Source organism: Acinetobacter legionensis, from assembly GCF_057165765.1.
The window spans coordinates 572,981-598,832 of the sequence record NZ_CM169896.1; the positions used below are offsets into that span (position 1 = coordinate 572,981).

The window sequence follows — 25,852 nt, forward strand, 5'->3', positions numbered from 1 at the left end:
TATATCATTGTCAATCAATAGGCTATCGCAATATTCAGTTCATTATCCTTCACTCAGTTGACAGTTTACCATCCAGCGAATACCAAACTGATCGGTGAAAGCACCATATAAAGCACCCCAAAATGTAGGTTCTAGTGCCATTTCAATATGCCCATTGGCAGAGAGTGCTGTAAATAATCGCTGTGCTTCATCCGCTTCATGAGCTTCTAAGTTGATCGAAATATAATGGTTGGTGCCTTTGCTGAAAGCCGCAGTATTAGGCGCGCAAAACTGTTTGCTGGTGTCTGAACCCATCAACACGGTAAACTCATTAATCGGTAAAGAAACATGTAAAATATAGTTTTTTTCTTGGTCTGGCACTTGGACATCGGGTAGTTCGGAATAACGTTTTAAAAATGAAAATTCACCACCAAAAACAGATTTATAAAAATTAAAAGCGGCTTCAGTCTGGCCTTCAAAGTTTAAATAGTGATTGAGTTGCATTGTGATTGTCCATTTTGTTGTTTTGAAGTGATTAATTTATCAGCTCATGGTTTAAAACTTGATGAATATTTTGTAATTGAAAATAAGAATCCCTCAATCATAAATGAGGGACTCTTATTTTCTAGATTATCGCTTTTGTCTGCTTAAAGTTGTTTATCTTGTTGTTGCTCTAATTTTAATTCCTGTTTATTGGCATAACCGTCAATATCTTCATTTTGAAGAACTTCATTTGGATTTGGACGATCTACAAAGCCAATTTTTGGTACAGGGATTTCAATCTGATTTTCCACAAAACGATTACGGATTAACTCATGAATTTCATCTTTGACTTGTAGATAGTTTGCTTGCATACACCACAGTGCAAATAAAATTTCAATGGAGGATTCTCCAAAGGCAGAAACAGTCACACGTGGTTTTGGATCTGCTAAAACCAACGGGTAATCGTTGGCAACATCAATTAAAACTTCACGAACTTTATTGATGTTCTCATTAAAGTTAATTGCAACCGTAATCGACAATCGCCGTATCGGGAATTTTGATAGATTATGTACAGGGGCGCGAATCAATTGCTCATTGGGGAGGCGCACATAGACATTATCCATGGTCAAAAGCTTCACGGAAAGTAAGTCAATGGAAATCACTTCACCTTCAATGGTATGTCCACGAATCAGGGTGATTTGAATTGTATCGCCAACTTCAAATGAACCTTCGCCAATTAAAAATAAACCACTGATTAAATTCGATGCTGAAGTTTGTGAGGCAAAACCCAATGCAACAGTTAAAATCCCTGCTGCGCCTAAAAATACGCTGAGTTTAAAGCCCGCTTCTTTTAAGCTGGCGATCACAAACAGTAAGAAAATAAAATAAAAAATACCTCTACGCCAAACCAAACGTTGATGTGCATTAAAGCGTGCACCTATGGTGCGGATAAAGGTATTGGAAATAACACGTGCCAGTACAAAACCAACAAAGCAGAGGATCAGAGCAACAGCAATTTCACTTAAGCGGTCGACATTTACATTGGTAAAGATGCCTTTTAGGCTATTGGCAATGTCTTTGGGAATATTGGATTCAGCCATTTTTACCTCATCCCTTAGAAAAATGAATCAAACATATTGAACAAAGCGCCACCTGGTGAGCGTGGCGGATGTACATAAATCACTTCGCCGGCCAAAGGTGGTGTACGATTTTCAATTCTTACACGGGCAGGGCGGTCATTGCCTTCATACACGACCTTGATTTGTGATGTCCATAAACGTCCTGTGCTTTCACTATAAAATAAAGGTAGCGCAGGAACAGGCACATTCATACGGTCAAATCGAAGCTGATGACTACTGACATTGTGGAAATCAATCGGTGTCACTGCACGAAAGGCACGTGGACGTAATAAATTTAATTCGGTACGACCATCGACTGAGGTGGCATAACACATTTCACCTGTGCGGTGATCAGGGCCAAACCATGTATCCTTAGGTAAAATTACAGGAATATCAAATAAGGGTTCTTTTTGAGCTTGTACAAAACCTGAAATCCACAGGGGTGTACTGATGTAGAGTGTACCGCGTTGGCCTGCTGGAATATAAATTGGATCGACAGGACGAATCACTACAGAGCGATCAGCTAAACGGGGCATGAGTTGAAACGCTTTATGGGTCTCGCGAAACATATAGCGTTCAACATGTACAGGTTCAGGAAAACCAAAATTTACATCATGGATTTTATGCCATTGCTGTTCATAGTCATATTGGAATTTTGGACGATAATATTCCAAGCGCCATTCTTGCAGACCACGAGTAATGCGCATCATCATAGAACCAAATTGCCATGCTTTGGATTGGTTCAATTCAAACAGTTGTTCTCCCCACCACTTTAAATCAGGGAGTTCTGGTTCCAGATGTTCTTTCTTCTTAGACAAAAGTGTTTATCCCATTCATAAAATCATCATCAAATCTTTAACAAACAGACTTCACGCTGTCATGAGCATAGAGTACACTCAAAGCAATTTAAATCATTAATATAAGTTGTAATGCAAGTTCTCAAACAATTACAAATACCATATAGTTTTGCAAAACGGCATGGAGTGCTGTTGCGTTATGAAGGTGATCAAGTTTTTATTGTTCGCCGTCAGGATACCGCACAAATTGCGATTCAGGAAGCCCGCCGCTATCTCGGTCGTACAGCACAACATCAATTATGTAATGAAACTGAGTTTAATCACATGCTCAGTTCAAGCTATGCAGGTGAAACGGGCGAATCACAACAGGTTGCCGCTGGTCTTGAAGATCACCCTGATCTATTGAGTCTGGCCGATCAGATTCCTGAAACTGAAGATTTGATGGATCAGGAAGATGATGCACCAATTGTGCGACTCATTAATGCTTTATTGTCTGAAGCGATTCGAGTCGGGGCTTCAGATATTCATATTGAAGCCTTTGAAAAGAAATTATCTGTTCGCTTAAGGGTAGATGGGCAATTGCGTGAAATCGTACAGCCTCGTCGTGAACTTGCGCCATTGTTGGTATCGCGTATTAAAGTTATGGCAAAACTCGATATTGCAGAAAAACGTATTCCACAAGATGGTCGTATTTCTTTACGCCTTGCAGGACGTGAGGTGGATGTCCGTGTTTCGACCTTGCCATCGTCGCATGGTGAACGTGTCGTTATGCGTTTGTTGGATAAACAAGCGGGTCGACTCAACATGACCCATTTGGGTTTAATGAAGCCTGACTATGAGCGTTTAACCCAATTGGTTCATCGTCCACATGGCATTATTCTAGTCACTGGCCCTACAGGGTCGGGTAAAACGACGACTTTGTATGCCGCGCTTTCTGATTTGAATGATGGTTCTAAAAATATCCTCACTGCTGAAGATCCGATTGAGTATCAACTTGAAGGGATTGGGCAGACTCAAGTGAATACCAAAGTGGATATGACCTTTGCCCGTGCGTTAAAAGCCATGCTTCGTCAAGATCCAGATGTGGTGATGGTGGGGGAGATCCGTGATTTGGAAACGGCTGAAATCGCAGTTCAAGCCTCTTTAACAGGTCACTTAGTTTTGTCTACGCTACATACCAATACTGCAATTGGTGCTGTGACCCGTTTAAAAGATATGGGCATTGAACCCTTCTTATTATCCAGTTCATTGATTGGGGTGATTGCCCAGCGTTTAGTTCGGACATTGTGTTCTCATTGTCATACATGGCGTGAAGCAGATGACTTTGAAAAAGATGTGTTTAAACCTGTGAGTTTAGAATCGAATTTAAAACTACCTGTACCGAATGGTTGTGATTTTTGTTCCCATACGGGCTTTACAGGACGTACTGCGATTTATGAAATTGTGCCGATTGATGAGCAGATGCGCCGTTTGATTCATGGTAATGCAGCAGAATATGAGCTTGAAGAATATGCACGTAAAGATGCAGGTTCAATTCGAGATGATGGTTTACGTAAAGTATTAGCGGGTAAAACCACAATGGAAGAGGTTTTACGTGTTACCAATGAAGCGGCTGAATAATTGAAAATTATTTATCTATCTTTTTAAAATTTTCTCAGAGTATGCTTTAGGCTTTATAATTTAGCTATAAATTCTACAGAGCCTTTAGTTACTTTTATAAGTATAGTTTCTGGTTCGTTCTCAGGTGTTAAAATAATCTGCTTATTTATTAAATTCGAAATACAAATCATGTAGTTGATGATTTTTTCATGGTCTTGTAGTGAATTAATATCATTTGGATTAATATCATTTTCAATTTTGTCGACTAAGAAAAAATGATTATTTATCTGAGTTTTGTCTAAATAGAGATTAGCATGTCAACATAGATTATGAGCGTCATTTAAACATTCTTGAAGGACTTCAAAATTAATTTGGCTCTCATTCTTTTGTGTCTGCTGGTTAAGCCATTTGATTGTATAATTTTCATTTACAAAGGCAGTCCATTTTTCAGGTCTTTAATATTAGTATCGAATATATAAAGGTCTCTTAGAGTATCATCGCAATAATATATTTTATCTTTTAGTTCTACCCAGTCCATAAAAAACCAACCAGAAAAATAAAAGTAAGCATTACCCCTACCTAAAAATAAATTTATACTTCTAGGTAGGTTTTATCATAGCATTAAACAATCACATTCAATGTCACATCAATATTGCCACGAGTCGCATTTGAATATGGACAAACGATATGTGCAGCATCTACTAATTTCTGTGCTTCTTCTTGCTCTAAACCTTCTAAATGAATATTTAAAGTCACTTGAATACCAAAACCAGTAGTAATTGGACCAATACCAACATCACCTTCGATATAAACATCTGGGGTAATTTTTAAATGATCACGATTTGCAACGAACTTCATCGCACCAAGGAAGCAAGCAGAATAACCTGCTGCAAAAAGTTGTTCAGGATTGGTACCACCACCAGCCCCGCCCATTTCTTTAGGCACTGCTAATTTAACATCTAAAATTCCGTCTGATGATGTTGCACGACCATCACGACCGCCAGTTGCTTTTGCATGTGCTGTATAAACCACTTTTTCTAAAGACATCGGAAATCTTCCATTTTTGATTGTGTTCAATTATATCGTATACGATATAAATATTTAAACAAGTAGCGTTTGTGTAAAATTTGATAACTTTAGTTTGAAATATTTTCGCGTAAATTTGAAAGAAGATCTTTCAATTGAGTAATGCTGTCTAAATCACAAGCACTGGCTTGAGCAACTTGTAATGGAATATCCACTGCTTTTAATTTTAGTGCATGACCTTCAGCAGTGAGGCTGATAATCACTTGACGTTCATCTTTCGTAGAACGTTCGCGGTTAACAATACCATTACTTTGTAATTTTTTGAGTAAGGGGGTAAGCGTAGATGATTCTAAAAAGAGTTTTTCACCGATTTCAGACACAGTTAGACCATCTTTTTCCCAAAGCACTAACATAACTAAATACTGTGGATAGGTCAGTCCTAGTGGTGTGAGTAATTTACGATAAAGTTGATTTAATGCTAAGTTTGTAGAGTAAACAAGAAAGCAGAGTTGATGATCAAGATTTAAGTTTGAATAGTCTTGTTGCATGCTTGTCTCGTGAAGATATTACGCCTCACAAGTATAACGTTGTTTTGTCTTGTTCAGGAAATAAAAGTCATTAATGGCAATACGGACTTAGAATGACATCAATTTGCGATGTTGCATTAAAGGCATTGATTCACGAATTGAGCGCTGCTCATTCAAATTAAAAGGAACTGTCATCAATTGCGCACCTTCTGCATCTGTGATCGCTAAAATTTGTCCACGACTATTAGTTGCGCCAGCATGTCCCCAGGTTTGACGTTTTTCACCATGCCAACCTTGTTGTGCTGCACCTAAAACATGACATTGACTGTCCATCGCACGTGCTTGAAGTAATAACTGCCAATGCATTTGGCCTGTGGTATAGGTAAATGCAGCTGGTGCAGTCAAAATATTTGCACCTTGCGCTCTCAAGGTGAGTGCAAGTTCTGGAAAGCGTAAGTCGTAGCAAACCATCAAACCGATTTGTCCAAAAGGTGTTTTCGCGACAACAACATCACTGCCTGGTTCAAAAAACTGAGATTCTTGATACCCGCCAACAGCGTCACCCACGTGTACATCAAACAAGTGAATTTTGTCATAACGTGCTTCAGTGCCTTCTGGACTGATACATAGGCTGACAGTACGAACTCGACCATCAGCAATAATTGAACCATCTGGACGGAAAGGGCAAGGTAAAGTCCCTGCAACAATCCATATTTGATAATGATGTGCTAAGTTTTCTAAACGCTTTTGAATTTCTTCAAAACGTGCAGCAGTTTCCCGTTGTTTACCTGCGGCAAAGCAGACAAAATTTTCAGGAAACACAATCAAAGAAGCGCCATCAGCTTTACTTTGTTGTATCAATGACTCAATCACACTGAAGTTTGCTTCGATGTCATTTTGAGAGTTCATTTGAACAACGGAAAGTAAAGTCATGGGCTATCCCTGATAAAGCAATCTTGAGATGATTAAGCGTTTTGCTGGTTTGAAGATACACATTCCATAGTATCTTGCTGCTTTTCAAGTTGTTTAACTAATGGCTCGAACATATTTTGGTTGTTTTCATTGAGCTTCATTAAAGTTTTATGTGCATCGAGAACGGTACACAGCATTGTGCTGTGATTAACATTATCGTCAATCAAAGCATTGGTGCACACTTGAGGGTCACCACAGTAATTTAAAATGACAAAAACCTGCCCTAAGCCCATGCTATTGGCTAGAGTGGTAATATCTGGATTTGTGGACAGCATCACCGCTTGGATGTGGTGTACTTGTTTCAACTTTAAGCCAAGCTTGGCAAGTATTCCAAGAACTGTACTATCAATAAATGTGGTTTGGGTTAAATCAACAATTGCGCCAATGACGTTTTTTTGTTGTTCAATCCTTGCCAAAAGTTTGTCTAAACTAATACAAGATTGGGCTCGCACTTCACCAATAAGTTTGAAAATATGCGTTCCATTCAAGCTTGCATATTCAACATGACCTGTTGACATATAAATGCCATTTGCAGAGAAGGATAGGAAAATTATCACATAGCGCAAGTCTATACTCAAGCGTTTGCGTATAGGTTATTAGTCTAATTTGTTATATATGTTTGATTATATTGTTAATTCATTCTGCGGAGACTGAGGATTGCTATGTCATCTGCTACATGTTCTGGTGCACGGAATGATTGATTTTGCAAATGATAGACCAATTGTGAGAACTGTTCATTCAAACCACCCGAGAATGGTTCAAGGGCACCATCAGAACAAATAATAAACCGCGCATGCTTAGTTAAGGTACATTGAAACTCTTCAACCTCTAAGTCTTCGGTGAGTCCTAAAGGAAAACTGCTGGTATTCAAAACACGAGGGGCTTGGTTGGGTTCAAAAATAATGGGGGGAGGGTAATGCCCTGCACTTGACCATTTTAAAGCATGTGTTTCTAGATTTAGAATTCCAGCCAACATTGTGATATGTTTTTCAATATTTTCTTGAACCAGCATACCATTGAGTTTTTTAATCAATTCTCTTGGTGTTTTCGAGCGACCATGAAAGGCAGCCATCCAAGATGTCAGTAAAGAGCTGGTTACCCCATGACCCGATACATCGGCCAAATAGAACATGATTTCTTTATCACTGATTTTCCAGTAATCATACCAGTCACCAGACAAATACGCAGAAGGCTGGAAAAGCGTCTCAACTTTATAGTTTTGTAGTTCAATTGGATTTGGAAGAAGTTTTTTTTGTAGTTCTGCGGCAGAAGGTAAATCACGGCTATCTTGATTACGTTTATATTGCGCATCAATTTTTAATAAAGAATCTTCAAGATTGGCGGGAAGCTTGGTCCAGATCCAACCCGCAAGGGCGCCAAGCTCCCATGCTTGGGAAAGTTCGCTTCCTTCATTTTCTTGCGCAATCACAATGGTAGGCAAAGCCCATTGGTACTGTAAAAAATCGTGGACGTCTGCAATTGCAATAATTGTTGGATCATAACGATGAATGTCTTCAATGGTAATCATCTGCAAGCTAGGAAGCGTATCTAATACTTGTTCTAAGCTTGAAATTTGGCGACTGGGTTGAATGAAATACATAGAAGAAATGAATGATCCTTAATCGGTATAAAAGCATTATCCAGTAGATTTACTATAGATGACACCACAATGCTAGTAAAACCATATGAATTACTAGCAAATAAGTTTAACAAAATATTGTGGTTATTTGTCTGCGTTTGTATCAGCAGGACTATTGCTATCATCCTCGTCATCATCTACAAACGCCACAGCTTCCTGTCCACGGCCTTTTTTCTCAGCGATTTGGAATGCTAAACGTTGTAAATAGATATCGCGAATTGCTGAGTAACGATCACCTTGCAATACACTTTCCACATCTAGAAGTTTAGAACGAGTATTAATCCCACCTAATGCACGGTTACCCCAGATTAAACCCGTTTGATGGTTGTTATCCATTGGATAGGTAAGCGGATTGGCATAACCTTCAGCAACATAATCAACTGAGTGACGAAGTGTGCTTGGCCCTAAGATAGGCAGCATGACATAAGGACCACTTGGAATACCGTAGTAACCTAATGTGGTACCTAAGCTTTCTTCTTCAGTTGCTAAACCTAAGCGAGTTGCAGGATCAGCTAAACCTAAAGAGCTGACGGTGTTAATGGTAAAACGACCTAGAGACTTGGCTGCACGACTAAAACGCCCTTGAGCAAGTTGGTTGACTGCATTCCATGGTTCACTTAAGTTTTTACGAAATAAACTATATGAAGAACGTACATCACCAGGCACTTTTGCTTTGTACTGAACAGCAATAGGTCGAGCAACATTACGGTCGATCATGTCATTAAACGCATAAATTTCACGGTTCAATGGTTGTAGTGGATCTTTTACAGCATCTGGTTGAGCTGCATTGGCATTCACTTTTAAGTCATTTTTTGTGATGTTTTTAAGCTCTCTAAGGGCTTCAATTCTTGGGTGTTTAGAAGCTGCTTCGTTTTCTAGTACCGAAGAATTCTCTTGAGACGACTTATCATCTGAATCAGAGTTTGTAGAAACAGCATTGTCCGAATTCTCTTGAGCAGATAATTCGTCTTGAGCAAATACATGGCTAGTCAGACCAATGCTAAGTAAACAAGCCCAAAGTACATGATAAGGACGCATAGAATTCCTTGAAATATTCTTAAAGTAAAAGTAGTCGATAATGATATAGCTATATTAAAGACTTCATAATCGTATTCTAACAGTAGTTATTGCATATGTATTAAAGCAAATTTGATTAAAAAGTGTGAATAAATATGATAAACGAACATTATTTGTTCGAACAATTAAAATAATTAAAAAAAGGGGTTGTGTTGAGTTGTTAATGCTGTAGAATGCACATCCATCGGCGGTGATGTTAAATAAAACTTCTGATAAATCAGGCACTTGATTAAGTTGTTAAGATTTCGAATTGAGATTTTAAGATAAGGTTAGAGTTGGGTTTGTTAGAAAAAATAATTAACATTATGGATTGACTTTTTAGAGATAGAGAGTAGTATAGCCGACCTAGCTTGATGCTGACGAAGCATTGAGAAGATCATTAAGAGAATATGAAGAACAACTTGTGTGGATTTTTACTAATTGATTGATCGAAATATTATCATTGATTGATTGGTTTAAATTACTCGAAGTTTATTTGAGAGAATTTGTCAGTACATTGATGAGCCAGAATTGTGACCTTAAGTCACTAATGATTTTTAACTGAAGAGTTTGATCATGGCTCAGATTGAACGCTGGCGGCAGGCTTAACACATGCAAGTCGAGCGGGGGAGATTACTTCGGTAATTGACCTAGCGGCGGACGGGTGAGTAATACTTAGGAATCTGCCTATTAATGGGGGACAACATCTCGAAAGGGATGCTAATACCGCATACGCCCTACGGGGGAAAGCAGGGGATCACTTGTGACCTTGCGTTAATAGATGAGCCTAAGTCGGATTAGCTAGTTGGTGGGGTAAAGGCCTACCAAGGCGACGATCTGTAGCGGGTCTGAGAGGATGATCCGCCACACTGGGACTGAGACACGGCCCAGACTCCTACGGGAGGCAGCAGTGGGGAATATTGGACAATGGGGGGAACCCTGATCCAGCCATGCCGCGTGTGTGAAGAAGGCCTTATGGTTGTAAAGCACTTTAAGCGAGGAGGAGGCTCTTCTAGTTAATACCTAGGATGAGTGGACGTTACTCGCAGAATAAGCACCGGCTAACTCTGTGCCAGCAGCCGCGGTAATACAGAGGGTGCGAGCGTTAATCGGATTTACTGGGCGTAAAGCGTGCGTAGGCGGCTTTTTAAGTCGGATGTGAAATCCCCGAGCTTAACTTGGGAATTGCATTCGATACTGGGAAGCTAGAGTATGGGAGAGGATGGTAGAATTCCAGGTGTAGCGGTGAAATGCGTAGAGATCTGGAGGAATACCGATGGCGAAGGCAGCCATCTGGCCTAATACTGACGCTGAGGTACGAAAGCATGGGGAGCAAACAGGATTAGATACCCTGGTAGTCCATGCCGTAAACGATGTCTACTAGCCGTTGGGGCCTTTGAGGCTTTAGTGGCGCAGCTAACGCGATAAGTAGACCGCCTGGGGAGTACGGTCGCAAGACTAAAACTCAAATGAATTGACGGGGGCCCGCACAAGCGGTGGAGCATGTGGTTTAATTCGATGCAACGCGAAGAACCTTACCTGGTCTTGACATAGTAAGAACTTTCCAGAGATGGATTGGTGCCTTCGGGAACTTACATACAGGTGCTGCATGGCTGTCGTCAGCTCGTGTCGTGAGATGTTGGGTTAAGTCCCGCAACGAGCGCAACCCTTTTCCTTATTTGCCAGCACTTCGGGTGGGAACTTTAAGGATACTGCCAGTGACAAACTGGAGGAAGGCGGGGACGACGTCAAGTCATCATGGCCCTTACGACCAGGGCTACACACGTGCTACAATGGTCGGTACAAAGGGTTGCTACCTAGCGATAGGATGCTAATCTCAAAAAGCCGATCGTAGTCCGGATTGGAGTCTGCAACTCGACTCCATGAAGTCGGAATCGCTAGTAATCGCGGATCAGAATGCCGCGGTGAATACGTTCCCGGGCCTTGTACACACCGCCCGTCACACCATGGGAGTTTGTTGCACCAGAAGTAGGTAGTCTAACCGTAAGGAGGACGCTTACCACGGTGTGGCCGATGACTGGGGTGAAGTCGTAACAAGGTAGCCGTAGGGGAACCTGCGGCTGGATCACCTCCTTAACGAAAGATTGACGATTGGTAAGAATCCACAACAAGTTGTTCTTCATTGATGTATCTGAGGGTCTGTAGCTCAGTTGGTTAGAGCACACGCTTGATAAGCGTGGGGTCACAAGTTCAAGTCTTGTCAGACCCACCAAGTCTACTGAACACAGAAGAGCAGATATATTAAGATCTTAAGCTGGGGACTTAGCTTAGTTGGTAGAGCGCCTGCTTTGCACGCAGGAGGTCAACGGTTCGACTCCGTTAGTCTCCACCACTAATTACAGACTAAGTGATTACAGAACTTAGTAAGCCGATAGCTTATTAAGTTCTGTGATTTATCACAGTTAACTACTCGCTGACGAGGCGGTAGTGAATCATTAACAGAATATATTTGAGTTGAAATAATTGTTTAACTCGTTTTAGTTGATGTTAGCAAGCAATTGTTAATATTGAATGAAATGAGAACTAGCGATAAAACTGAATCAAGCGTTTTGGTATATGAATTAAATTGAAGCTGTATAGTGATTAAATTCACAGGCAACAAATAGAAGTGGTTGAATCCATATTGTTGATCCTCCTTGTAGGGATTAGCGACTGTTTGGGGTTGTATAGTCAAGTAATTAAGTGCATGTGGTGGATGCCTTGGCAGTCAGAGGCGATGAAAGACGTAATAGCCTGCGATAAGCTTCGGGGAGGCGGCAAATATCCTGTGATCCGGAGATTTCTGAATGGGGAAACCCACTTACCATAAGGTAGGTATCGCATGATGAATACATAGTCATGCGAGGCGAACGAGGGGAAGTGAAACATCTCAGTACCCTTAGGAAAAGAAATCAATTGAGATTCCCTCAGTAGCGGCGAGCGAACGGGGATCAGCCCATTAAGTTATATGTGTTTTAGCGGAAAGCTCTGGGAAGTGCTACCGTAGAGGGTGATAGTCCCGTACACGAAAGGGCACATATAATGATGACGAGTAGGGCGAGGCACGTGAAACCTTGTCTGAATATGGGGGGACCATCCTCCAAGGCTAAATACTCCTGACTGACCGATAGTGAACCAGTACCGTGAGGGAAAGGCGAAAAGAACCCCTGTGAGGGGAGTGAAATAGATCCTGAAACCGCATGCATACAAGCAGTGGGAGCCGACTTGTTCGGTGACTGCGTACCTTTTGTATAATGGGTCAGCGACTTATATTCAGTAGCAAGGTTAACCGTATAGGGGAGCCGTAGAGAAATCGAGTCTTAATAGGGCGTTTAGTTGCTGGGTATAGACCCGAAACCGGGTGATCTATCCATGAGCAGGTTGAAGGTTGGGTAACACTAACTGGAGGACCGAACCCACTGTCGTTGAAAAGCCAGGGGATGACTTGTGGATAGGGGTGAAAGGCTAATCAAACTCGGTGATAGCTGGTTCTCCCCGAAAGCTATTTAGGTAGCGCCTCGGACGAATACCATAGGGGGTAGAGCACTGTTTCGGCTAGGGGGTCATCCCGACTTACCAAACCGATGCAAACTCCGAATACCTATGAGTACTATCCGGGAGACAGACTGCGGGTGCTAACGTCCGTAGTCAAGAGGAAAACAATCCAGACCGCCAGCTAAGGCCCCAAAATTATAGTTAAGTGGGAAACGATGTGGGAAGGCATAGACAGCTAGGAGGTTGGCTTAGAAGCAGCCACCCTTTAAAGAAAGCGTAATAGCTCACTAGTCGAGTCGGCCTGCGCGGAAGATGTAACGGGGCTAAAACTATATGCCGAAGCTGCGGATGTATACTTAGTATACGTGGTAGGGGAGCGTTCTGTAAGCCGATGAAGGTGTATTGAGAAGTATGCTGGAGGTATCAGAAGTGCGAATGCTGACGTGAGTAACGACAATGCGAGTGAAAAACTCGCACGCTGAAAGACCAAGGGTTCCAGTCCAACGTTAATCGGGGCTGGGTGAGTCGACCCCTAAGGCGAGGCCGAGAGGCGTAGTCGATGGGAAATTGGTTAATATTCCAATACTTCTGTGTAATGCGATGAGAGGACGGAGAAAGTTAAGTCAGCCTGGCGTTGGTTGTCCAGGTGAAAGGCAGTAGGCATGCATCTTAGGCAAATCCGGGGTGCTCTATGCTGAGAGCTGATAGCAAGCTAGTTTACTAGCGAAGTGGCTGATACTATGCTTCCAGGAAAAGTCTCTAAGCTTCAGTTACACAGGAATCGTACCCGAAACCGACACAGGTGGTCAGGTCGAGTAGACCAAAGCGCTTGAGAGAACTCTGCTGAAGGAACTAGGCAAAATGGTACCGTAACTTCGGGAGAAGGTACGCTGCTGACGGTGATAGGACTTGCTCCTTGAGCTATTGGCAGCCACAGAAACCAGGCCCCTGCAACTGTTTATTAAAAACATAGCACTCTGCAAACACGAAAGTGGACGTATAGGGTGTGATGCCTGCCCGGTGCTGGAAGGTTAATTGATGGGGTTAGCGTAAGCGAAGCTCTTGATCGAAGCCCCAGTAAACGGCGGCCGTAACTATAACGGTCCTAAGGTAGCGAAATTCCTTGTCGGGTAAGTTCCGACCTGCACGAATGGCATAATGATGGGGGCGCTGTCTCCAGCAGAGACTCAGTGAAATCGAATTCGCCGTGAAGATGCGGTGTACCCGCGGCTAGACGGAAAGACCCCGTGAACCTTTACTGCAGCTTGACATTGAACTTTGATCTTACTTGTGTAGGATAGGTGGGAGGCTTTGAAGTAGTGACGCCAGTTGCTATGGAGCCATCCTTGAAATACCACCCTGGTAATATTGAGGTTCTAACTCTGTCCCGTTATCCGGGACGAGGACCATGTCTGGTGGGTAGTTTGACTGGGGCGGTCTCCTCCTAAAGAGTAACGGAGGAGTACGAAGGTGCGCTCAGCGTGGTCGGAAATCACGCGTAGAGTATAAAGGCAAAAGCGCGCTTAACTGCGAGACCCACAAGTCGAGCAGGTACGAAAGTAGGTCTTAGTGATCCGGTGGTTCTGTATGGAAGGGCCATCGCTCAACGGATAAAAGGTACTCTGGGGATAACAGGCTGATACCGCCCAAGAGTTCATATCGACGGCGGTGTTTGGCACCTCGATGTCGGCTCATCTCATCCTGGGGCTGAAGCAGGTCCCAAGGGTATGGCTGTTCGCCATTTAAAGAGGTACGCGAGCTGGGTTTAGAACGTCGTGAGACAGTTCGGTCCCTATCTACCGTGGGCGTTGGAAATTTGAGAGGATCTGCTCCTAGTACGAGAGGACCAGAGTGGACGAACCTCTGGTGTACCGGTTGTGACGCCAGTCGCATCGCCGGGTAGCTATGTTCGGAAGGGATAACCGCTGAAAGCATCTAAGCGGGAAGCCTACCTCAAGATAAGATTTCCCTAGGACTTTATGTCCTCTAAAGAGCCGTTGAAGACTACGACGTTGATAGGTTGGATGTGGAAGTGCGGTGACGCATGAAGCTGACCAATACTAATTGCTCGTGAGGCTTGACTATACAACACCCAAGCAGTTGTATACGAACTTCGAAAGAAGTAAGCATCATTTGATTCATAAAAGATCAAACATACTTGATTTAGTTGTAAAGCTAGTTAAAATATTCAACTCAAATGTTCTGTTAAACTCATTTGGTACGAAGTAAGGCATTTAAATAAGACCCGAACAAGTCCATAACAGTTTGCTGGCGACAATAGCAAGAGTGAACCACCTGATCCCTTCCCGAACTCAGAAGTGAAACCTCTTAGCGCTGATGGTAGTGTGGGGTTACCCATGTGAGAGTAAGTCATCGCCAGCTTTTAAATCTAAAACACCCCGGTCTCTAGCGAGAACGGGGTGTTTTTTATGCGTATTATTTTTAAGTGTTTTATTATTTTTAAAGACATAAATATAAAATCTAGACCAAGAATTTTTTATCATTAAATGATAAATTAATTGCTTTACCTAACATGAAAAAAATATAGGAATATAAAAAATGTCAGAATACACCTTGCCGCATTTTGGAACACTGAAATTAGAATCCCTAGAAGAATATTATCAAGTGGATATTGAGCTTAATGGCAAAGCCATTCAAGTTGATTTAAATTTTGAAGCGAACACTTTGGACGTAGAAACTTTTCAACGAATTAAGTCTTTTATTGAAAATATAGAAAAATTTGATCAAAAAAACCAAGATTATATTCAGCAAGATCTTGAAAATGAAAAGGAAGGGACTGTTAAAGAATATGTGGATTTTCATATTGAAGAATTAGGCGATGATTTCTTAGAAAAAATTGGGATTGCTAATCCAATAGACAAAGCACAGCAGTTTTTAACCAAATTATATTTAACAAGAGTTGGGCTTTATCCAGATGGAAAGTATGATACATCGTATTTTGCTGTCTTTGATTACACTACAAATAGAGAGTTAACTGATCAGTTAATCGTCGTTAAAACAGATCATTACGGTAATTTGGATCATTTAAGTTGGGAAAGCTAACGATGCAGTGAAGTGAAGCAACGGTATTCAACAGTCTATAGATTTTAAAACAATGTAGGTATAAAAAAGAAAACCCCATCACGATGACGGGGGCTTCATATTGATGCATTAGATCTAGCTTTTGTTAAATTTCACACCTTATCTTTAAAGTTTCAATCCAACAAACTCATGACATCATCTTCAGATAATTTCACTTCATTTTCATGATCGATACTTAGAATAGATTTAGCAAGATCAGCTTTATTTTTCTGTAAGGCTAAAATCTTTTCTTCAATACTTTGGTTAGTAATTAACTTATAAACGAATACAGGTTTATCTTGACCAATGCGCCATGCACGATCAGACGCTTGATCTTCAGCAGCTGGGTTCCACCAAGGATCATAATGAATCACAGTATCAGCAGCAGTGAGATTAAGCCCGACACCGCCTGCCTTTAAACTGATGAGGAAAACAGGAATATCGCCTGCTTGGAATGCGGTGATGACTTCATCACGCTTCTTGGTTTGTCCAGTAAGTTTTACATTTCGGATATTTAAGGTTTTTAAATGCTCTTCAATGAGTTGTAGCATCGTGGTGAATTGAGAGAAGATTAAAATCTTACGTCCTTCCTCAACCATATCTTGAACCATTTCTAATAAATGATCTAATTTTGCTGATTCAACATTTTGATTTTTGATTTGATCCAGTTGTAAAAGGCTTGGATGGCAGCAAACTTGTCGAAGTTTAAGTAATGCACTTAAAATTTGAATCTGACTACGATGGAAGCCTTTAGCTGCAATCAACTCACGAATATTCTTTTGCATTGTTGCACGAACAGCTTCGTAGAGCTTAGATTGCTGTTCATTCATATCAATATTGACTTCAATCGTGGTTTTTTCAGGAAGCTCTTTCGCCACCTCTGTTTTTAAACGACGCAACATAAACGGTTTAATACGAGAAATGAGTTTGGTTTTAACCTGAAGATCTGCATATTTCTCGATAGGATTGCGATATTTTTTATTAAACAATTCCTGACTATATAAAAAACCAGGCATTAAGAAATGGAACAATGACCATAACTCACCCAAATGGTTTTCCATCGGCGTACCAGTTAAGCATAGACGATGTTTTGCTTTGATTTGTCGTACAACTTGAGAGGCTTTGGCACGTGGATTTTTAATGTTTTGTGCTTCATCCAAAATCAATAAATGATATTGATAAGGCAGTAAAAACTCTTCATCACGGCCCAAAAGTGGGTAGGTACTGAGCACAATATCTACATTTTTAATCTCTTGAAAATGCTCAACTCGATCATGCCCTTGTAAGACCAAAACTTTTAATTCAGGAGTGAACTTCTCAGCTTCTTTACGCCAGTTATGCATTAAAGATGTTGGTGCAATAATCAAGGCAGGTCGTTGATTTAATCTGCCTGCTTGCTTTTCTAATAGAATATGTGCAAGTGTTTGTGCGGTTTTACCGAGTCCCATATCATCTGCAAGGATACCACCATGTTCAGTTTCACGTAAAAACTGTAGCCATGCTAAACCTTGTTGTTGATATGGGCGTAGTTCGCCTTGGAAACCTTGTGGTGTACAGATTTGATCTTGATAACTATTTTGAAGCTTTTCAGCAAATATTTTCAGGCGTTCGTTGGTGCGCCAAGGCATGCCCAAATGATGCTGTAAGTCTAAGAATTGAGCGGCATCGTATTGATCTAATGTTGCAGATTCAGGATGTCGTAAAATTTCTTTTAAATAGATCAGGATGGGCTTAATTTCTTGATTTCTAAGTGCCAGTTGTGTTTGAGCTTCTCTTAAATGAACAATTAAGAAGCTGTCACTGTCCATTTTTTCAATATAGTCATCTTCTAAAAGATGTGGATTATGCTGTATCGCATAGCCAAGAAGATCAATCAGGTTATAGGTGTTGCCATTCATATCCTGAATCGTCGCACCGACATTAAACCAGTCTTGTTTTTTTTCAGATTCATTTAATGAGAGTTGCAGGTTTTGTGTTGCACTTAAATTGAACTGACTATCTAGGGTATGTTCAACTTTCCAGCCAAGACCTTCGATTTTATTTTCAGGAACCAGTTGCTCAACCCAAGCCATGGGATCTGCATACACAATTGAGTTTTCAGTGATGTCATCAAAAGCAGGGCGTTTGCTCTTTGGTAGCTTGCTAATCCGTTGCATGGATTTAACTGAATGAATTAATTCATCAATATGTTTCTTTTCAGCAACTAAGTCGCGTTGTTGGCGAACTGCTTTTTCATCAATATTGATAATGAAGCTGTCATCAGGGAAACCCGCTTTAATTCGTCCAGCTGAGTATTCAAATTCAATTTCAGCAATTGCATAATGATGCATATGACCAAGACGATCATATTGCGGATGTGTTCCAAAACGTAAAATAGGTGTGGGTTTGCCTTTTAATATTTCTATACTTTGTGTAAATGGCGCTTGAGGTAAATCTTCAAAAAATGCATAGGGTTGAATCACTTGCTCAAATTCAGCCATTAATTCCACAGGCATTTGTGGCATATTCAGCAATTCTTCGATCATTTCACTAGAATATAACGACTCAAGTACACCGACTTGGTTTTTAAGGGTATCGAGATAACTTAATGGATGAGAATGAATAATATAAATTTGTTCAGCATGGTCAGGTGAAATTTCTAGATGATTTTCATCAAAAAATTGTGCCTTGAGTTTTTCTGTTTGCTGTTCTGTACGCGTTTGCCAGTTGAATTCAATTTTATAAGATTGATCAGACCATGTTAAAGGTAATCTTTGTACATCTAGTGCAAAACAAGCGCTACTTTGAATAGCCGTTCTTAGATGTTCTTGATAGATTCCTGAAATATCCCATGACGCTGGATAAAAATGAACATCGCTAAAATTTAGCTTAGCGAAAAAGTACAAATGACTAAAGATTTTCTTTTCTTCTTTACTCACTTTAAGACGTTCATTTAATACATTGTCATAGCTGGTGTAGAGTGCAGTATCTCTAATTTTTCCATCTTTGTTACGCCGAACTTTAAAAACACTCAGTTGTAATTTGGCGGTGTTATTTTTTGGTTGGAAAATATAAATAAGTTGGTGCTGTACTGGCGTTTCAGTACGTTGAACTTGTGCCAATTGTTGTTTAAATTGAGCGAGCCAAGCTTTTGCCGTGGTGTGGGTAGAGCTATTTGTTGTGGTTTGAGCTTGGTCTAATGGGTTTAGTTTTTGACGAGCAGCTGGGTTGGAAAGTTGTTGATCATAAAAATAACGTGCAAGTGCAGCCGAATGCTTACAATCGTAACCAACAGGGCAACTACAGTCAGTATCCACAATTTTATTTGTTAAAGGATTATAGATAACAGCCGTTTCATAATAATCCGTTCCCTGAATTTGAGCTTCGATGACTAAATTATCCCGATCAGGGTAGACCTCTAAGGATTTTAGATCAATTTTTTTGACATAACTCAAGCTTCTTTGAATGGTTGCAGGGTTAAAACGTGATAAAAATTGATTCAATGTCGCCATTATTTATAGAGCTAAAAATTAAAAGGAAATTACTAACAGTGTAACGGATTTTTGAGCATGAATCTGAAATTAATATAAGAGTTTTGATCAAAAATGACATGTTTTTAAATACAAATTGATCGTTTCTGCAACTTTAAATTAAATAAAATCTGTCAGTATAAGTTTTTCAAAATAATGCTGGGAAGCAAATCAAGATGAAGCATAATCCAATTTACTATACAGATCAGCATTTTGCATTTGCAGATTCCATTCGAAAGTTTGTTCAAAAAGAATTAATGCCACATATCAATCAATGGGAAGAGGCAGAAACCTTTCCAAAAGAACTTTATAAAAAAGCCGCAGATATTGGCTTATTGGGGATAGGTTTTGACGAAAACTATGGGGGAATTCCAGAAACCGATGCTTTTCATGTGTTGTTGTCTTCGATTGAGTTAGCCAAAACAGGTTCAGGTGGTCTATGTGCTTCCTTATTGTCACATTCGATTGGCGCACCTCCAATCAACCATTTTGCTTCAGATGAGATTAAACAAACTGTACTGACTCAAATCTTGGCAGGTGAAAAAGTTTCAGCGTTGGCGATTACTGAACCTACGGGTGGTTCTGATGTGGCAGCACTTAAAACCAAAGCTGTAAGGGATGGTCAAGACTATATTGTTAGTGGTGAAAAAACCTTTATTACATCGGGCATTCGTGCGGATTATTATACCGTTGCGGTACGTACAGATCCTGATGCTAAAGGCCCGAATGGTATCTCGATGTTATTGATTGATGCTCATAGTGACGGCATAAGCAAATCAAAACTCGATAAAATGGGATGGTGGGCTTCGGATACGGCTCATCTCCATTTTGATCAGGTTCGTGTTCCTGCAAGCAATTTGTTGGGGGCAGAAAATATGGGTTTCCTTGTGATTATGAATAACTTCAATATGGAGCGTTTTTTCCTTGCTGCCAGTAGTTATGGTTTTGCATTAACCTGTTATGAAGAAGCATTGGAATGGGCACGAGAACGAAAAACCTTTGGTAAACGTTTAGTTGATCATCAAGTGGTTCGGCATAAATTAGTTGATATGGCGACTCGCTTAACCACAACACTTGCTTTGTTGGAGGATACTGCTTATCGCTTAGGGAAGCCTGAAATGCAGGGCAATGAGTTAATTGCACAAATCTGTATGCTTAAAAATGTGGCCACTCAAACCATGCAGTTTTGTGCAGATGCAGCTGTACAAACTTTAGGGGGCATGGGCTTTATGCGAGGTACCAAGTCTGAACGGATTTACCGTGATGTTAAAGTCAATATGATTGGTGGTGGGGCAGAAGAAATTATGAAAGACCTCGCGAGTCGTCAATTGGGCTATTAGAATATCGAGAATGGATTAAACTAGAACTGTACACAATAAATCGCAATAAAAATAAGCAGGGAACAACAAGATATGGATCATTTAAATAACCCGATTTACTACACCGCTGAGCATCGTGTATTTGCAGAGAGTGTGAAGAAATTTGTTGAAAAAGAGATTTCTCCTTTTGTGAATGAATGGGATGAGGCTGAAACTTTTCCTCGTGCGCTTTATCAAAAGGCTGCTGCAATTGGTCTATTGGGCTTAGGCTTTGATGATGAGCATGGGGGAATCTCAGATGCAGATGCATTTCATGTGTTCTTAGCAGCAGTTGAAACAGCCAAAGCTGGCTCTGGTGGTGTACATATTTCTTTGATGATTCATACCATAGGTACACCTCCCATTCATCATTTTGCCCAGCCACATATTCGTGACAAGGTGATGCCACAAATTATTTCAGGTGAAAAAATTTCTGCACTTGCGATTACCGAACCAAGCGGCGGTTCTGATGTTGCTGCACTACAAACCAAAGCAATCCGCGAAGGTGATTTTTATTTGGTGAGTGGTGAAAAAACCTTTATTACTTCAGGTATGCGCGCAGATTATTATACGGTTGCAGTGAGAACCGATCCTGAAAATAAAGGTGCAAATGGTATTTCGATGTTATTGGTTGATGCACACAGTTCTGGCATTACTAAATCACCTTTAAAAAAAATGGGCTGGTGGGCATCGGATACTGCTCATTTGCATTTTGACCAAGTCAAAGTTCCTGTCGAAAATCTTCTTGGTGAAGAAAATGCTGGGTTTAAGGTCATTATGAAAAACTTCAATATGGAACGCTTTTGGTTGGCTTCTATGGCCTATGGTTATGCCTTGGTCTGTTATCAAGAGGCTTTAGAATGGTCTAAAGCGCGTAAGACTTTTGGAAAACGCTTAGTTGATCATCAAGTAGTACGTCATAAGTTAGTTGATATGGCGACGCGTTTAACCTCAACACGCGCATTATTGGAAGATACTGCTTATCGTATGGGGCAAGTTGAACTACAGGGCAGTGATTTAATTGCCCAAATTTGTATGTCAAAAAATGTCGCAACCCAAACTATGCAGTTCTGTGCAGATGCTGCAGTGCAAACCTTGGGGGGGATGGGCTTTATGCGAGGGACTAAATCTGAGCGTATTTATCGTGAAGTCAAAGTAAATATGATTGGTGGTGGTGCTGAGGAAATCATGAAAGATTTGATTAGTAAGCAGTTGGGGTTTTAATGAGGCATTTTTAAGTGATAAAAGCTTACAATGCTGCTTTCTGTAAAAAATAACCATAGGTGCGCTATAGACCTATTGGTTATTATCAACTTAAGGAGTTCTTATGAAAGTAACAAAGACTTTTCAATCAGGACAGAGTCAGGCCGTTCTTTTACCTACGGCATTTCATTTTAAAGGCAAAGCAGTTGTGGTTAAACACTTTGGTAATGGTGTTTTGCTATTACCTTTAAATAATCCTTGGAAAATTATGCAAGAGGCTGTGTTTGAGTTTGAAGATAGTTTTTTGCTTGAGCGGGAAGATCAAGGTACTTAAAGTTGAGAAAAATTGTTGTAACTTCTCAAAAGTTTTCACTTTTAGAACAACTCAATGCCTAAATCTAATGCTGCTCTTATTGTGTGATTTTTAGATGATTCCGAAGTTTAATTTTACGTAGATATGGCGTTATTCTCCAACAAAGATTGTAAGCTGAATTTCCACATGCCCAATAACAAATGGTCGTTGCATGAATGTCTAGATTGTCTTGTAAAATTTGAAGAATCGTCATCCATTGTCGATCTGAGCCTAGTATTTTCGATGATTCCTCAAACGATTGTAAAAGTGTTTCCATAAGTGCAAATTTTTCGTCATCGTTAAGTTCATTTGAAAGATAAGCATGCATAAATTCATCAATACGACTGGGATCTGCAACTTCGTATTGCCAATCTTGCATATAAGGATCAGTGGGTAAATTGAAACGTTGAGCTAATGCGTTAATTGCCGAAGCTATAATGTACCGTTGAGGGTATATTTTATAAATTATTTCTGTCTGTTTTATCATGCAAGCAAATGTTAAGTTATTTTGGTTCTATAGAACTTAGAACAAGTGAAGCTGAGAAATTAACCATTGCTTGTCAATCTTCGGCCCAATCCTCATTAATTATCGCCCAACGTTGATGATCCATCCATTGCTGACCACCAATCCGCAAATATTGTCGAGAAAAGCCTTCCTGAATAAAGCCAGCACCCGCAACAAGGCGAATGGAAGCAGTATTCTCAGGTTGTATATTTGCCTCTAAACGATGCAAATTTAAAACATGGAATGCTTCATTCAACAATAAATTGATGCCTAAACGCATGTAGCCATGTCCTTGAAAAGGCTCAAAAACCTCATAACCTAAATAAGCAGAATGAAAATAACCGCGAATGATATTGGAAATGTTAAAGGTACCTATAATTTGATGGGTTTCAGTCAGACAAAGGAAATATCTGCCTTCTTGTTGTAGGTAATGTTGAAAATCATTAGGAGGATATGTCCAAGGATGATGAAGTATTTGGCTTTTTTTATAGGCCTTTTCGATTTCTTCAAGATCTGAAATGTTGGGCTTGCGAAGATAAACTGTGCTCATTTCAAAGCCATTTCCAAAACGATTTCAGTCAGTTCATCTAAGCTCATTTTACCATTGGGATTATACCAAGTGACGGTCCAAGCAATCGCACCGCCCAGCAAACGGCGCCAAATAAAAGCATCATGCTGAACTTTACCGAGGTCACGTAATTTTTCAATCACAGCGAACCAGATATCCTCATAATCATTTCGCAGTTTAAGGAGTTCTTCTTGCCGTTGTTTTGACAATGCAAACCATTCATAAACTAAAACAGCCATGGCTGAACCCGTATCTCCCGTAATCGAAATTAACTCAGCTTTGATTAAGTGTTTTAACTGTTGTTCAGCATCATCCGATTTTTGGATCGCATCAAGCATACGGGCATGATTGTAAATAATGGTTTCATGCATGACATGGGCAAGAATATCATCCTTGCTTTTAAAATGATGAAACAAACTACCTGATTGAATTCCAATAAAATTTGCTAACTCACGAACTGTGGTTTTGGCATAACCTTGCTTATGAAATAAATAGGCAGCACCAAGTAATAAACGACCTTTAGGGCTGTCATCAAAACATGCGATTGGTTGGATATCATCGATTGAGTGAGCAATCATCGGATCATTTTTTCCATAAAGTTAAGCAAATTATTCATTGTTAGAAACGCGTTTTAACACATTTGCCAATTCAGGATAACATTTTGCTCTTTACAAACCAAGCGCTTGCTTGGTAGATTGGAGTATAAATTTTATTCAGAACAATGAAAACAAGATAGGTGTGAAAATGGAAGATCAGCGTATTGTAAAAATTGGATGTGCTTCAGGTTTCTGGGGGGACACCAATACTGCAGCATTTCAGTTGGTACATTTATCTGACATCAATTATTTGGTTTTTGATTACCTTTCAGAAATTACCATGTCTATCATGGCAAAAGCGATGATGACCAATCCAGAACATGGTTATGCTTTGGATTTTGTCAGTCGGGTGATGACACCGCTGCTTAAAAAAATCAGTGATAAAAAAATAAAAGTGATTAGCAATGCTGGTGGTGTCAATCCATTGGCATGTCGTGATGCCTTACAGAAAGTGCTTGCAGCACAAGGATTGGATTTAAAAATTGCAGTGGTATTAGGAGATGACCTATTGCCACAACAAGCCGAATTAAAAACACAAAATATTAAAGAAATGTTTAGTGGCGAAGATTTACCCAGCCAATTAGCCAGTTGTAACGCTTACTTAGGAGCTGTTCCAATTCGAGACGCACTTGATCAAGGTGCAGATATTGTCATCACTGGGCGAGTGGTGGATTCAGCTGTGGTGCTTGCACCTTTGTTGCATGAATATCAATGGTCCTTAGAGGATTATGACAAGCTATCCCAAGGTTCTTTAGCAGGGCATATCATTGAGTGTGGTGCACAATGTACCGGTGGCAATTTCACGGATTGGCGCTTAGTACAAGGCTTTGACAATATGGGGTTTCCAATTGTTGAGGTGAAAGCAGATGCATCATTTATTGTAACTAAACCCAAAGGAACCGGTGGACTGGTTTCGGTTGCAACTGTTGCTGAACAAGTTGTCTATGAAATTGGCAATCCGCAAGCGTATTTACTGCCCGATGTTACTGCTGACTTCAGCCAAGTGAAATTAGAACAAGTGGGTGAGGATCGAGTTTTAGTGACTGGTGCAAAAGGTAGAGCACCGACACAACAATATAAAGTCAGTGCAACCTATCCCGATGGTTATCGTGTTTTGGTGAGCTTCCTGATTGCAGGACGCGAAGCCCCTGAAAAAGCCCAAGTTATTGCAGATGCGATATTAAATAAGTGTGAGCGTGTTTTAGCATTACGTTCAGTTCCGCCATTCTCAGAAAAATCAGTTGAAATATTGGGTATTGAAAGTACCTATGGCGCAAATGCGCAGCAGATTAATAGTCGAGAAGTAGTTGTCAAAATCGCTGTAAAGCACATGTTTAAAGAAGCATGTATGTTCTTTGCTTCTGAAATTGCCCAAGCATCTACCGGAATGGCACCTGCATTGGCTGGAATTGTTGGGGGGCGTCCCAAAGCTTCCCCTGTGATTAAGTTGTTCTCATTTTTAGTGGATAAATCAAAACTAAGTGTTGCGATTGATATTAATGGTCAGCGTCAAAATATACAGATTCCATCAGGTTGCTCAGATCAATCTTTTGATGCTGTTGCAGTAGGTGAGGTTGCTCAATTTACGGGGCAGGAGATTGAAGTTCCTTTAGTTGAAATTGCCCATGCTCGGAGCGGTGATAAAGGCAATCACAGTAATATTGGAGTGATCGCACGTCAGCCTGAATATCTACCCTGGATTCGCGCCAATTTGACTGAAGAAAAGGTCAAAGAATATATGCAGCATGTTTTAGACCCTGAAAAGTCTAAAGTGATTCGTTATGAAATCACGGGATTTAATGCCTTAAATTTTATGCTGGAAAACGCATTAGGTGGTGGAGGAATTGCCAGTTTACGTATTGATCCACAAGGTAAAGCTTTTGCACAGCAGCTTTTAGATATGTCAGTCAAAATTCCAGCGAGTTTAAAGTCCCTCTAATCCTTCTTTAAGAAAGTAGGGGGAATTCGTCGCTTTTTAAAAGGGAGCTT

At 40.4% G+C, this 25,852-nt stretch carries 19 protein-coding genes, 2 tRNA genes and 3 rRNA genes; 11 read left to right on the forward strand and 13 right to left on the reverse strand.

Going from position 1 to position 25,852, the window contains the following annotated elements; all coding sequences use genetic code 11:
- Positions 1-42: 42 nt before the first annotated feature.
- From AC2G3J_RS02755 to AC2G3J_RS02765, 3 genes are all read right to left on the reverse strand, one after another.
- Positions 43-483 (reverse strand): VOC family protein, encoded by a 441-nt coding sequence (locus AC2G3J_RS02755; protein WP_336953593.1) that lies wholly within the window; start codon positions 481-483, stop codon positions 43-45.
- Between the two features lie 143 nt (positions 484-626).
- Positions 627-1,562, reverse strand: coding sequence for a mechanosensitive ion channel family protein (locus tag AC2G3J_RS02760; protein WP_336953594.1), 936 nt, complete (start codon positions 1,560-1,562; stop codon positions 627-629).
- Positions 1,563-1,576: 14 nt separating this feature from the next.
- Positions 1,577-2,398 carry a DUF432 domain-containing protein gene (locus AC2G3J_RS02765; protein WP_004725984.1) on the reverse strand — a complete coding sequence of 274 codons (822 nt, stop codon included), beginning with the start codon at positions 2,396-2,398 and terminating at the stop codon, positions 1,577-1,579.
- 111 nt (positions 2,399-2,509) lie between these two features.
- Between AC2G3J_RS02765 and gspE the strand changes: the two genes are divergently transcribed.
- The gene (gene gspE / locus AC2G3J_RS02770; protein WP_004725986.1) at positions 2,510-3,997 is read left to right on the forward strand and encodes a type II secretion system ATPase GspE; all 1,488 of its coding nucleotides are present in this window, start codon (positions 2,510-2,512) and stop codon (positions 3,995-3,997) included.
- A 600-nt stretch (positions 3,998-4,597) separates the two neighbouring features.
- Here the strand turns inward: gspE and AC2G3J_RS02775 are convergent.
- From AC2G3J_RS02775 to AC2G3J_RS02800, 6 genes are all read right to left on the reverse strand, one after another.
- On the reverse strand, positions 4,598-5,023 hold the full coding sequence (locus AC2G3J_RS02775; protein WP_419327637.1) for an organic hydroperoxide resistance protein: 426 nt from the start codon (positions 5,021-5,023) through the stop codon (positions 4,598-4,600).
- An 89-nt stretch (positions 5,024-5,112) separates the two neighbouring features.
- Positions 5,113-5,550 carry a MarR family winged helix-turn-helix transcriptional regulator gene (locus tag AC2G3J_RS02780; protein ID WP_419358876.1) on the reverse strand — a complete coding sequence of 146 codons (438 nt, stop codon included), beginning with the start codon at positions 5,548-5,550 and terminating at the stop codon, positions 5,113-5,115.
- A gap of 87 nt (positions 5,551-5,637) precedes the next feature.
- Positions 5,638-6,462: a carbon-nitrogen hydrolase family protein gene (locus AC2G3J_RS02785; protein ID WP_336953598.1), complete on the reverse strand. Its 825-nt coding sequence runs from the start codon at positions 6,460-6,462 to the stop codon at positions 5,638-5,640.
- A gap of 32 nt (positions 6,463-6,494) precedes the next feature.
- Positions 6,495-7,019, reverse strand: a complete 525-nt coding sequence (gigB, locus tag AC2G3J_RS02790) for an anti-anti-sigma factor GigB (protein ID WP_016539397.1) — start codon at positions 7,017-7,019, stop codon at positions 6,495-6,497.
- Positions 7,020-7,132: 113 nt separating this feature from the next.
- Positions 7,133-8,101 carry an RsbU family protein phosphatase GigA gene (gene gigA / locus AC2G3J_RS02795; RefSeq protein WP_004725998.1) on the reverse strand — a complete coding sequence of 323 codons (969 nt, stop codon included), beginning with the start codon at positions 8,099-8,101 and terminating at the stop codon, positions 7,133-7,135.
- Between the two features lie 123 nt (positions 8,102-8,224).
- A complete protein-coding gene (locus AC2G3J_RS02800) occupies positions 8,225-9,178 on the reverse strand; it encodes an MlaA family lipoprotein (RefSeq protein ID WP_336953599.1) in 954 nt (317 codons plus the stop codon).
- 576 nt (positions 9,179-9,754) lie between these two features.
- Between AC2G3J_RS02800 and AC2G3J_RS02805 the strand changes: the two genes are divergently transcribed.
- From AC2G3J_RS02805 to AC2G3J_RS02830, 6 genes are all read left to right on the forward strand, one after another.
- A 16S ribosomal RNA gene (locus AC2G3J_RS02805) occupies positions 9,755-11,293 on the forward strand.
- 59 nt (positions 11,294-11,352) lie between these two features.
- Positions 11,353-11,429, forward strand: a tRNA-Ile gene (locus AC2G3J_RS02810).
- Positions 11,430-11,473: 44 nt separating this feature from the next.
- Positions 11,474-11,549: transfer RNA gene (locus AC2G3J_RS02815), tRNA-Ala, on the forward strand.
- Between the two features lie 336 nt (positions 11,550-11,885).
- Positions 11,886-14,776, forward strand: a 23S ribosomal RNA gene (locus tag AC2G3J_RS02820).
- A gap of 182 nt (positions 14,777-14,958) precedes the next feature.
- Positions 14,959-15,073 (forward strand): 5S ribosomal RNA (rrf, locus tag AC2G3J_RS02825).
- The 16S, 23S and 5S rRNA genes sit together here with 2 tRNA genes alongside, the layout of an rRNA operon.
- 177 nt (positions 15,074-15,250) lie before the next feature.
- The gene (locus tag AC2G3J_RS02830) at positions 15,251-15,754 is read left to right on the forward strand and encodes a DUF2004 domain-containing protein (RefSeq protein WP_419360609.1); all 504 of its coding nucleotides are present in this window, start codon (positions 15,251-15,253) and stop codon (positions 15,752-15,754) included.
- Positions 15,755-15,906: 152 nt separating this feature from the next.
- On the opposite strand, the gene AC2G3J_RS02835 is transcribed toward AC2G3J_RS02830, so the two are convergent.
- A complete protein-coding gene (locus AC2G3J_RS02835; RefSeq protein WP_336954294.1) occupies positions 15,907-19,263 on the reverse strand; it encodes a DEAD/DEAH box helicase in 3,357 nt (1,118 codons plus the stop codon).
- 194 nt (positions 19,264-19,457) lie between these two features.
- On the opposite strand from AC2G3J_RS02835, the gene AC2G3J_RS02840 reads away from it, so the two are divergent.
- The 3 genes from AC2G3J_RS02840 (at position 19,458) to AC2G3J_RS02850 (ending at position 22,176) form a co-directional block, all read left to right on the forward strand.
- On the forward strand, positions 19,458-20,621 hold the full coding sequence (locus AC2G3J_RS02840) for an acyl-CoA dehydrogenase family protein (protein ID WP_336954295.1): 1,164 nt from the start codon (positions 19,458-19,460) through the stop codon (positions 20,619-20,621).
- A 72-nt stretch (positions 20,622-20,693) separates the two neighbouring features.
- Entirely contained in the window at positions 20,694-21,863 is a 1,170-nt protein-coding gene (locus AC2G3J_RS02845; protein ID WP_483770631.1) for an acyl-CoA dehydrogenase family protein, read from the forward strand.
- A gap of 103 nt (positions 21,864-21,966) precedes the next feature.
- Positions 21,967-22,176 carry an antitoxin gene (locus AC2G3J_RS02850; protein ID WP_336954297.1) on the forward strand — a complete coding sequence of 70 codons (210 nt, stop codon included), beginning with the start codon at positions 21,967-21,969 and terminating at the stop codon, positions 22,174-22,176.
- A 76-nt stretch (positions 22,177-22,252) separates the two neighbouring features.
- On the opposite strand, the gene AC2G3J_RS02855 is transcribed toward AC2G3J_RS02850, so the two are convergent.
- The 3 genes from AC2G3J_RS02855 to AC2G3J_RS02865 form a co-directional block, all read right to left on the reverse strand.
- On the reverse strand, positions 22,253-22,573 hold the full coding sequence (locus AC2G3J_RS02855; protein ID WP_336954298.1) for a hypothetical protein: 321 nt from the start codon (positions 22,571-22,573) through the stop codon (positions 22,253-22,255).
- Between the two features lie 181 nt (positions 22,574-22,754).
- Positions 22,755-23,249, reverse strand: coding sequence for a GNAT family N-acetyltransferase (locus AC2G3J_RS02860; protein WP_419360618.1), 495 nt, complete (start codon positions 23,247-23,249; stop codon positions 22,755-22,757).
- Positions 23,246-23,845: a TetR/AcrR family transcriptional regulator gene (locus AC2G3J_RS02865; protein WP_336954300.1), complete on the reverse strand. Its 600-nt coding sequence runs from the start codon at positions 23,843-23,845 to the stop codon at positions 23,246-23,248. Before AC2G3J_RS02865 ends, AC2G3J_RS02860 begins: the two co-directional genes overlap by 4 nt.
- Before the next feature lie 166 nt (positions 23,846-24,011).
- Between AC2G3J_RS02865 and AC2G3J_RS02870 the strand changes: the two genes are divergently transcribed.
- On the forward strand, positions 24,012-25,802 hold the full coding sequence (locus AC2G3J_RS02870; protein ID WP_336954301.1) for an acyclic terpene utilization AtuA family protein: 1,791 nt from the start codon (positions 24,012-24,014) through the stop codon (positions 25,800-25,802).
- Positions 25,803-25,852 lie beyond the last annotated feature (50 nt).

Bases quoted from the DNA above. Each gene is read 5' to 3' on its own strand.
- AC2G3J_RS02755 (WP_336953593.1), bottom strand. From the start codon at position 483: ATGCAACTCAATCACTATTTAAACTTTGAAGGCCAGACTGAAGCCGCT.
- AC2G3J_RS02760 (WP_336953594.1), bottom strand. From the start codon at position 1,562: ATGGCTGAATCCAATATTCCCAAAGACATTGCCAATAGCCTAAAAGGC.
- gspE (WP_004725986.1), top strand. From the start codon at position 2,510: ATGCAAGTTCTCAAACAATTACAAATACCATATAGTTTTGCAAAACGG.
- AC2G3J_RS02775 (WP_419327637.1), bottom strand. From the start codon at position 5,023: ATGTCTTTAGAAAAAGTGGTTTATACAGCACATGCAAAAGCAACTGGC.
- AC2G3J_RS02780 (WP_419358876.1), bottom strand. From the start codon at position 5,550: ATGCAACAAGACTATTCAAACTTAAATCTTGATCATCAACTCTGCTTT.
- AC2G3J_RS02785 (WP_336953598.1), bottom strand. From the start codon at position 6,462: ATGACTTTACTTTCCGTTGTTCAAATGAACTCTCAAAATGACATCGAA.
- gigB (WP_016539397.1), bottom strand. From the start codon at position 7,019: ATGTCAACAGGTCATGTTGAATATGCAAGCTTGAATGGAACGCATATT.
- gigA (WP_004725998.1), bottom strand. From the start codon at position 8,101: ATGTATTTCATTCAACCCAGTCGCCAAATTTCAAGCTTAGAACAAGTA.
- AC2G3J_RS02800 (WP_336953599.1), bottom strand. From the start codon at position 9,178: ATGCGTCCTTATCATGTACTTTGGGCTTGTTTACTTAGCATTGGTCTG.
- AC2G3J_RS02830 (WP_419360609.1), top strand. From the start codon at position 15,251: ATGTCAGAATACACCTTGCCGCATTTTGGAACACTGAAATTAGAATCC.
- AC2G3J_RS02835 (WP_336954294.1), bottom strand. From the start codon at position 19,263: ATGGCGACATTGAATCAATTTTTATCACGTTTTAACCCTGCAACCATT.
- AC2G3J_RS02840 (WP_336954295.1), top strand. From the start codon at position 19,458: ATGAAGCATAATCCAATTTACTATACAGATCAGCATTTTGCATTTGCA.
- AC2G3J_RS02845 (WP_483770631.1), top strand. From the start codon at position 20,694: ATGGATCATTTAAATAACCCGATTTACTACACCGCTGAGCATCGTGTA.
- AC2G3J_RS02850 (WP_336954297.1), top strand. From the start codon at position 21,967: ATGAAAGTAACAAAGACTTTTCAATCAGGACAGAGTCAGGCCGTTCTT.
- AC2G3J_RS02855 (WP_336954298.1), bottom strand. From the start codon at position 22,573: ATGCAAGATTGGCAATACGAAGTTGCAGATCCCAGTCGTATTGATGAA.
- AC2G3J_RS02860 (WP_419360618.1), bottom strand. From the start codon at position 23,249: ATGAGCACAGTTTATCTTCGCAAGCCCAACATTTCAGATCTTGAAGAA.
- AC2G3J_RS02865 (WP_336954300.1), bottom strand. From the start codon at position 23,845: ATGATTGCTCACTCAATCGATGATATCCAACCAATCGCATGTTTTGAT.
- AC2G3J_RS02870 (WP_336954301.1), top strand. From the start codon at position 24,012: ATGGAAGATCAGCGTATTGTAAAAATTGGATGTGCTTCAGGTTTCTGG.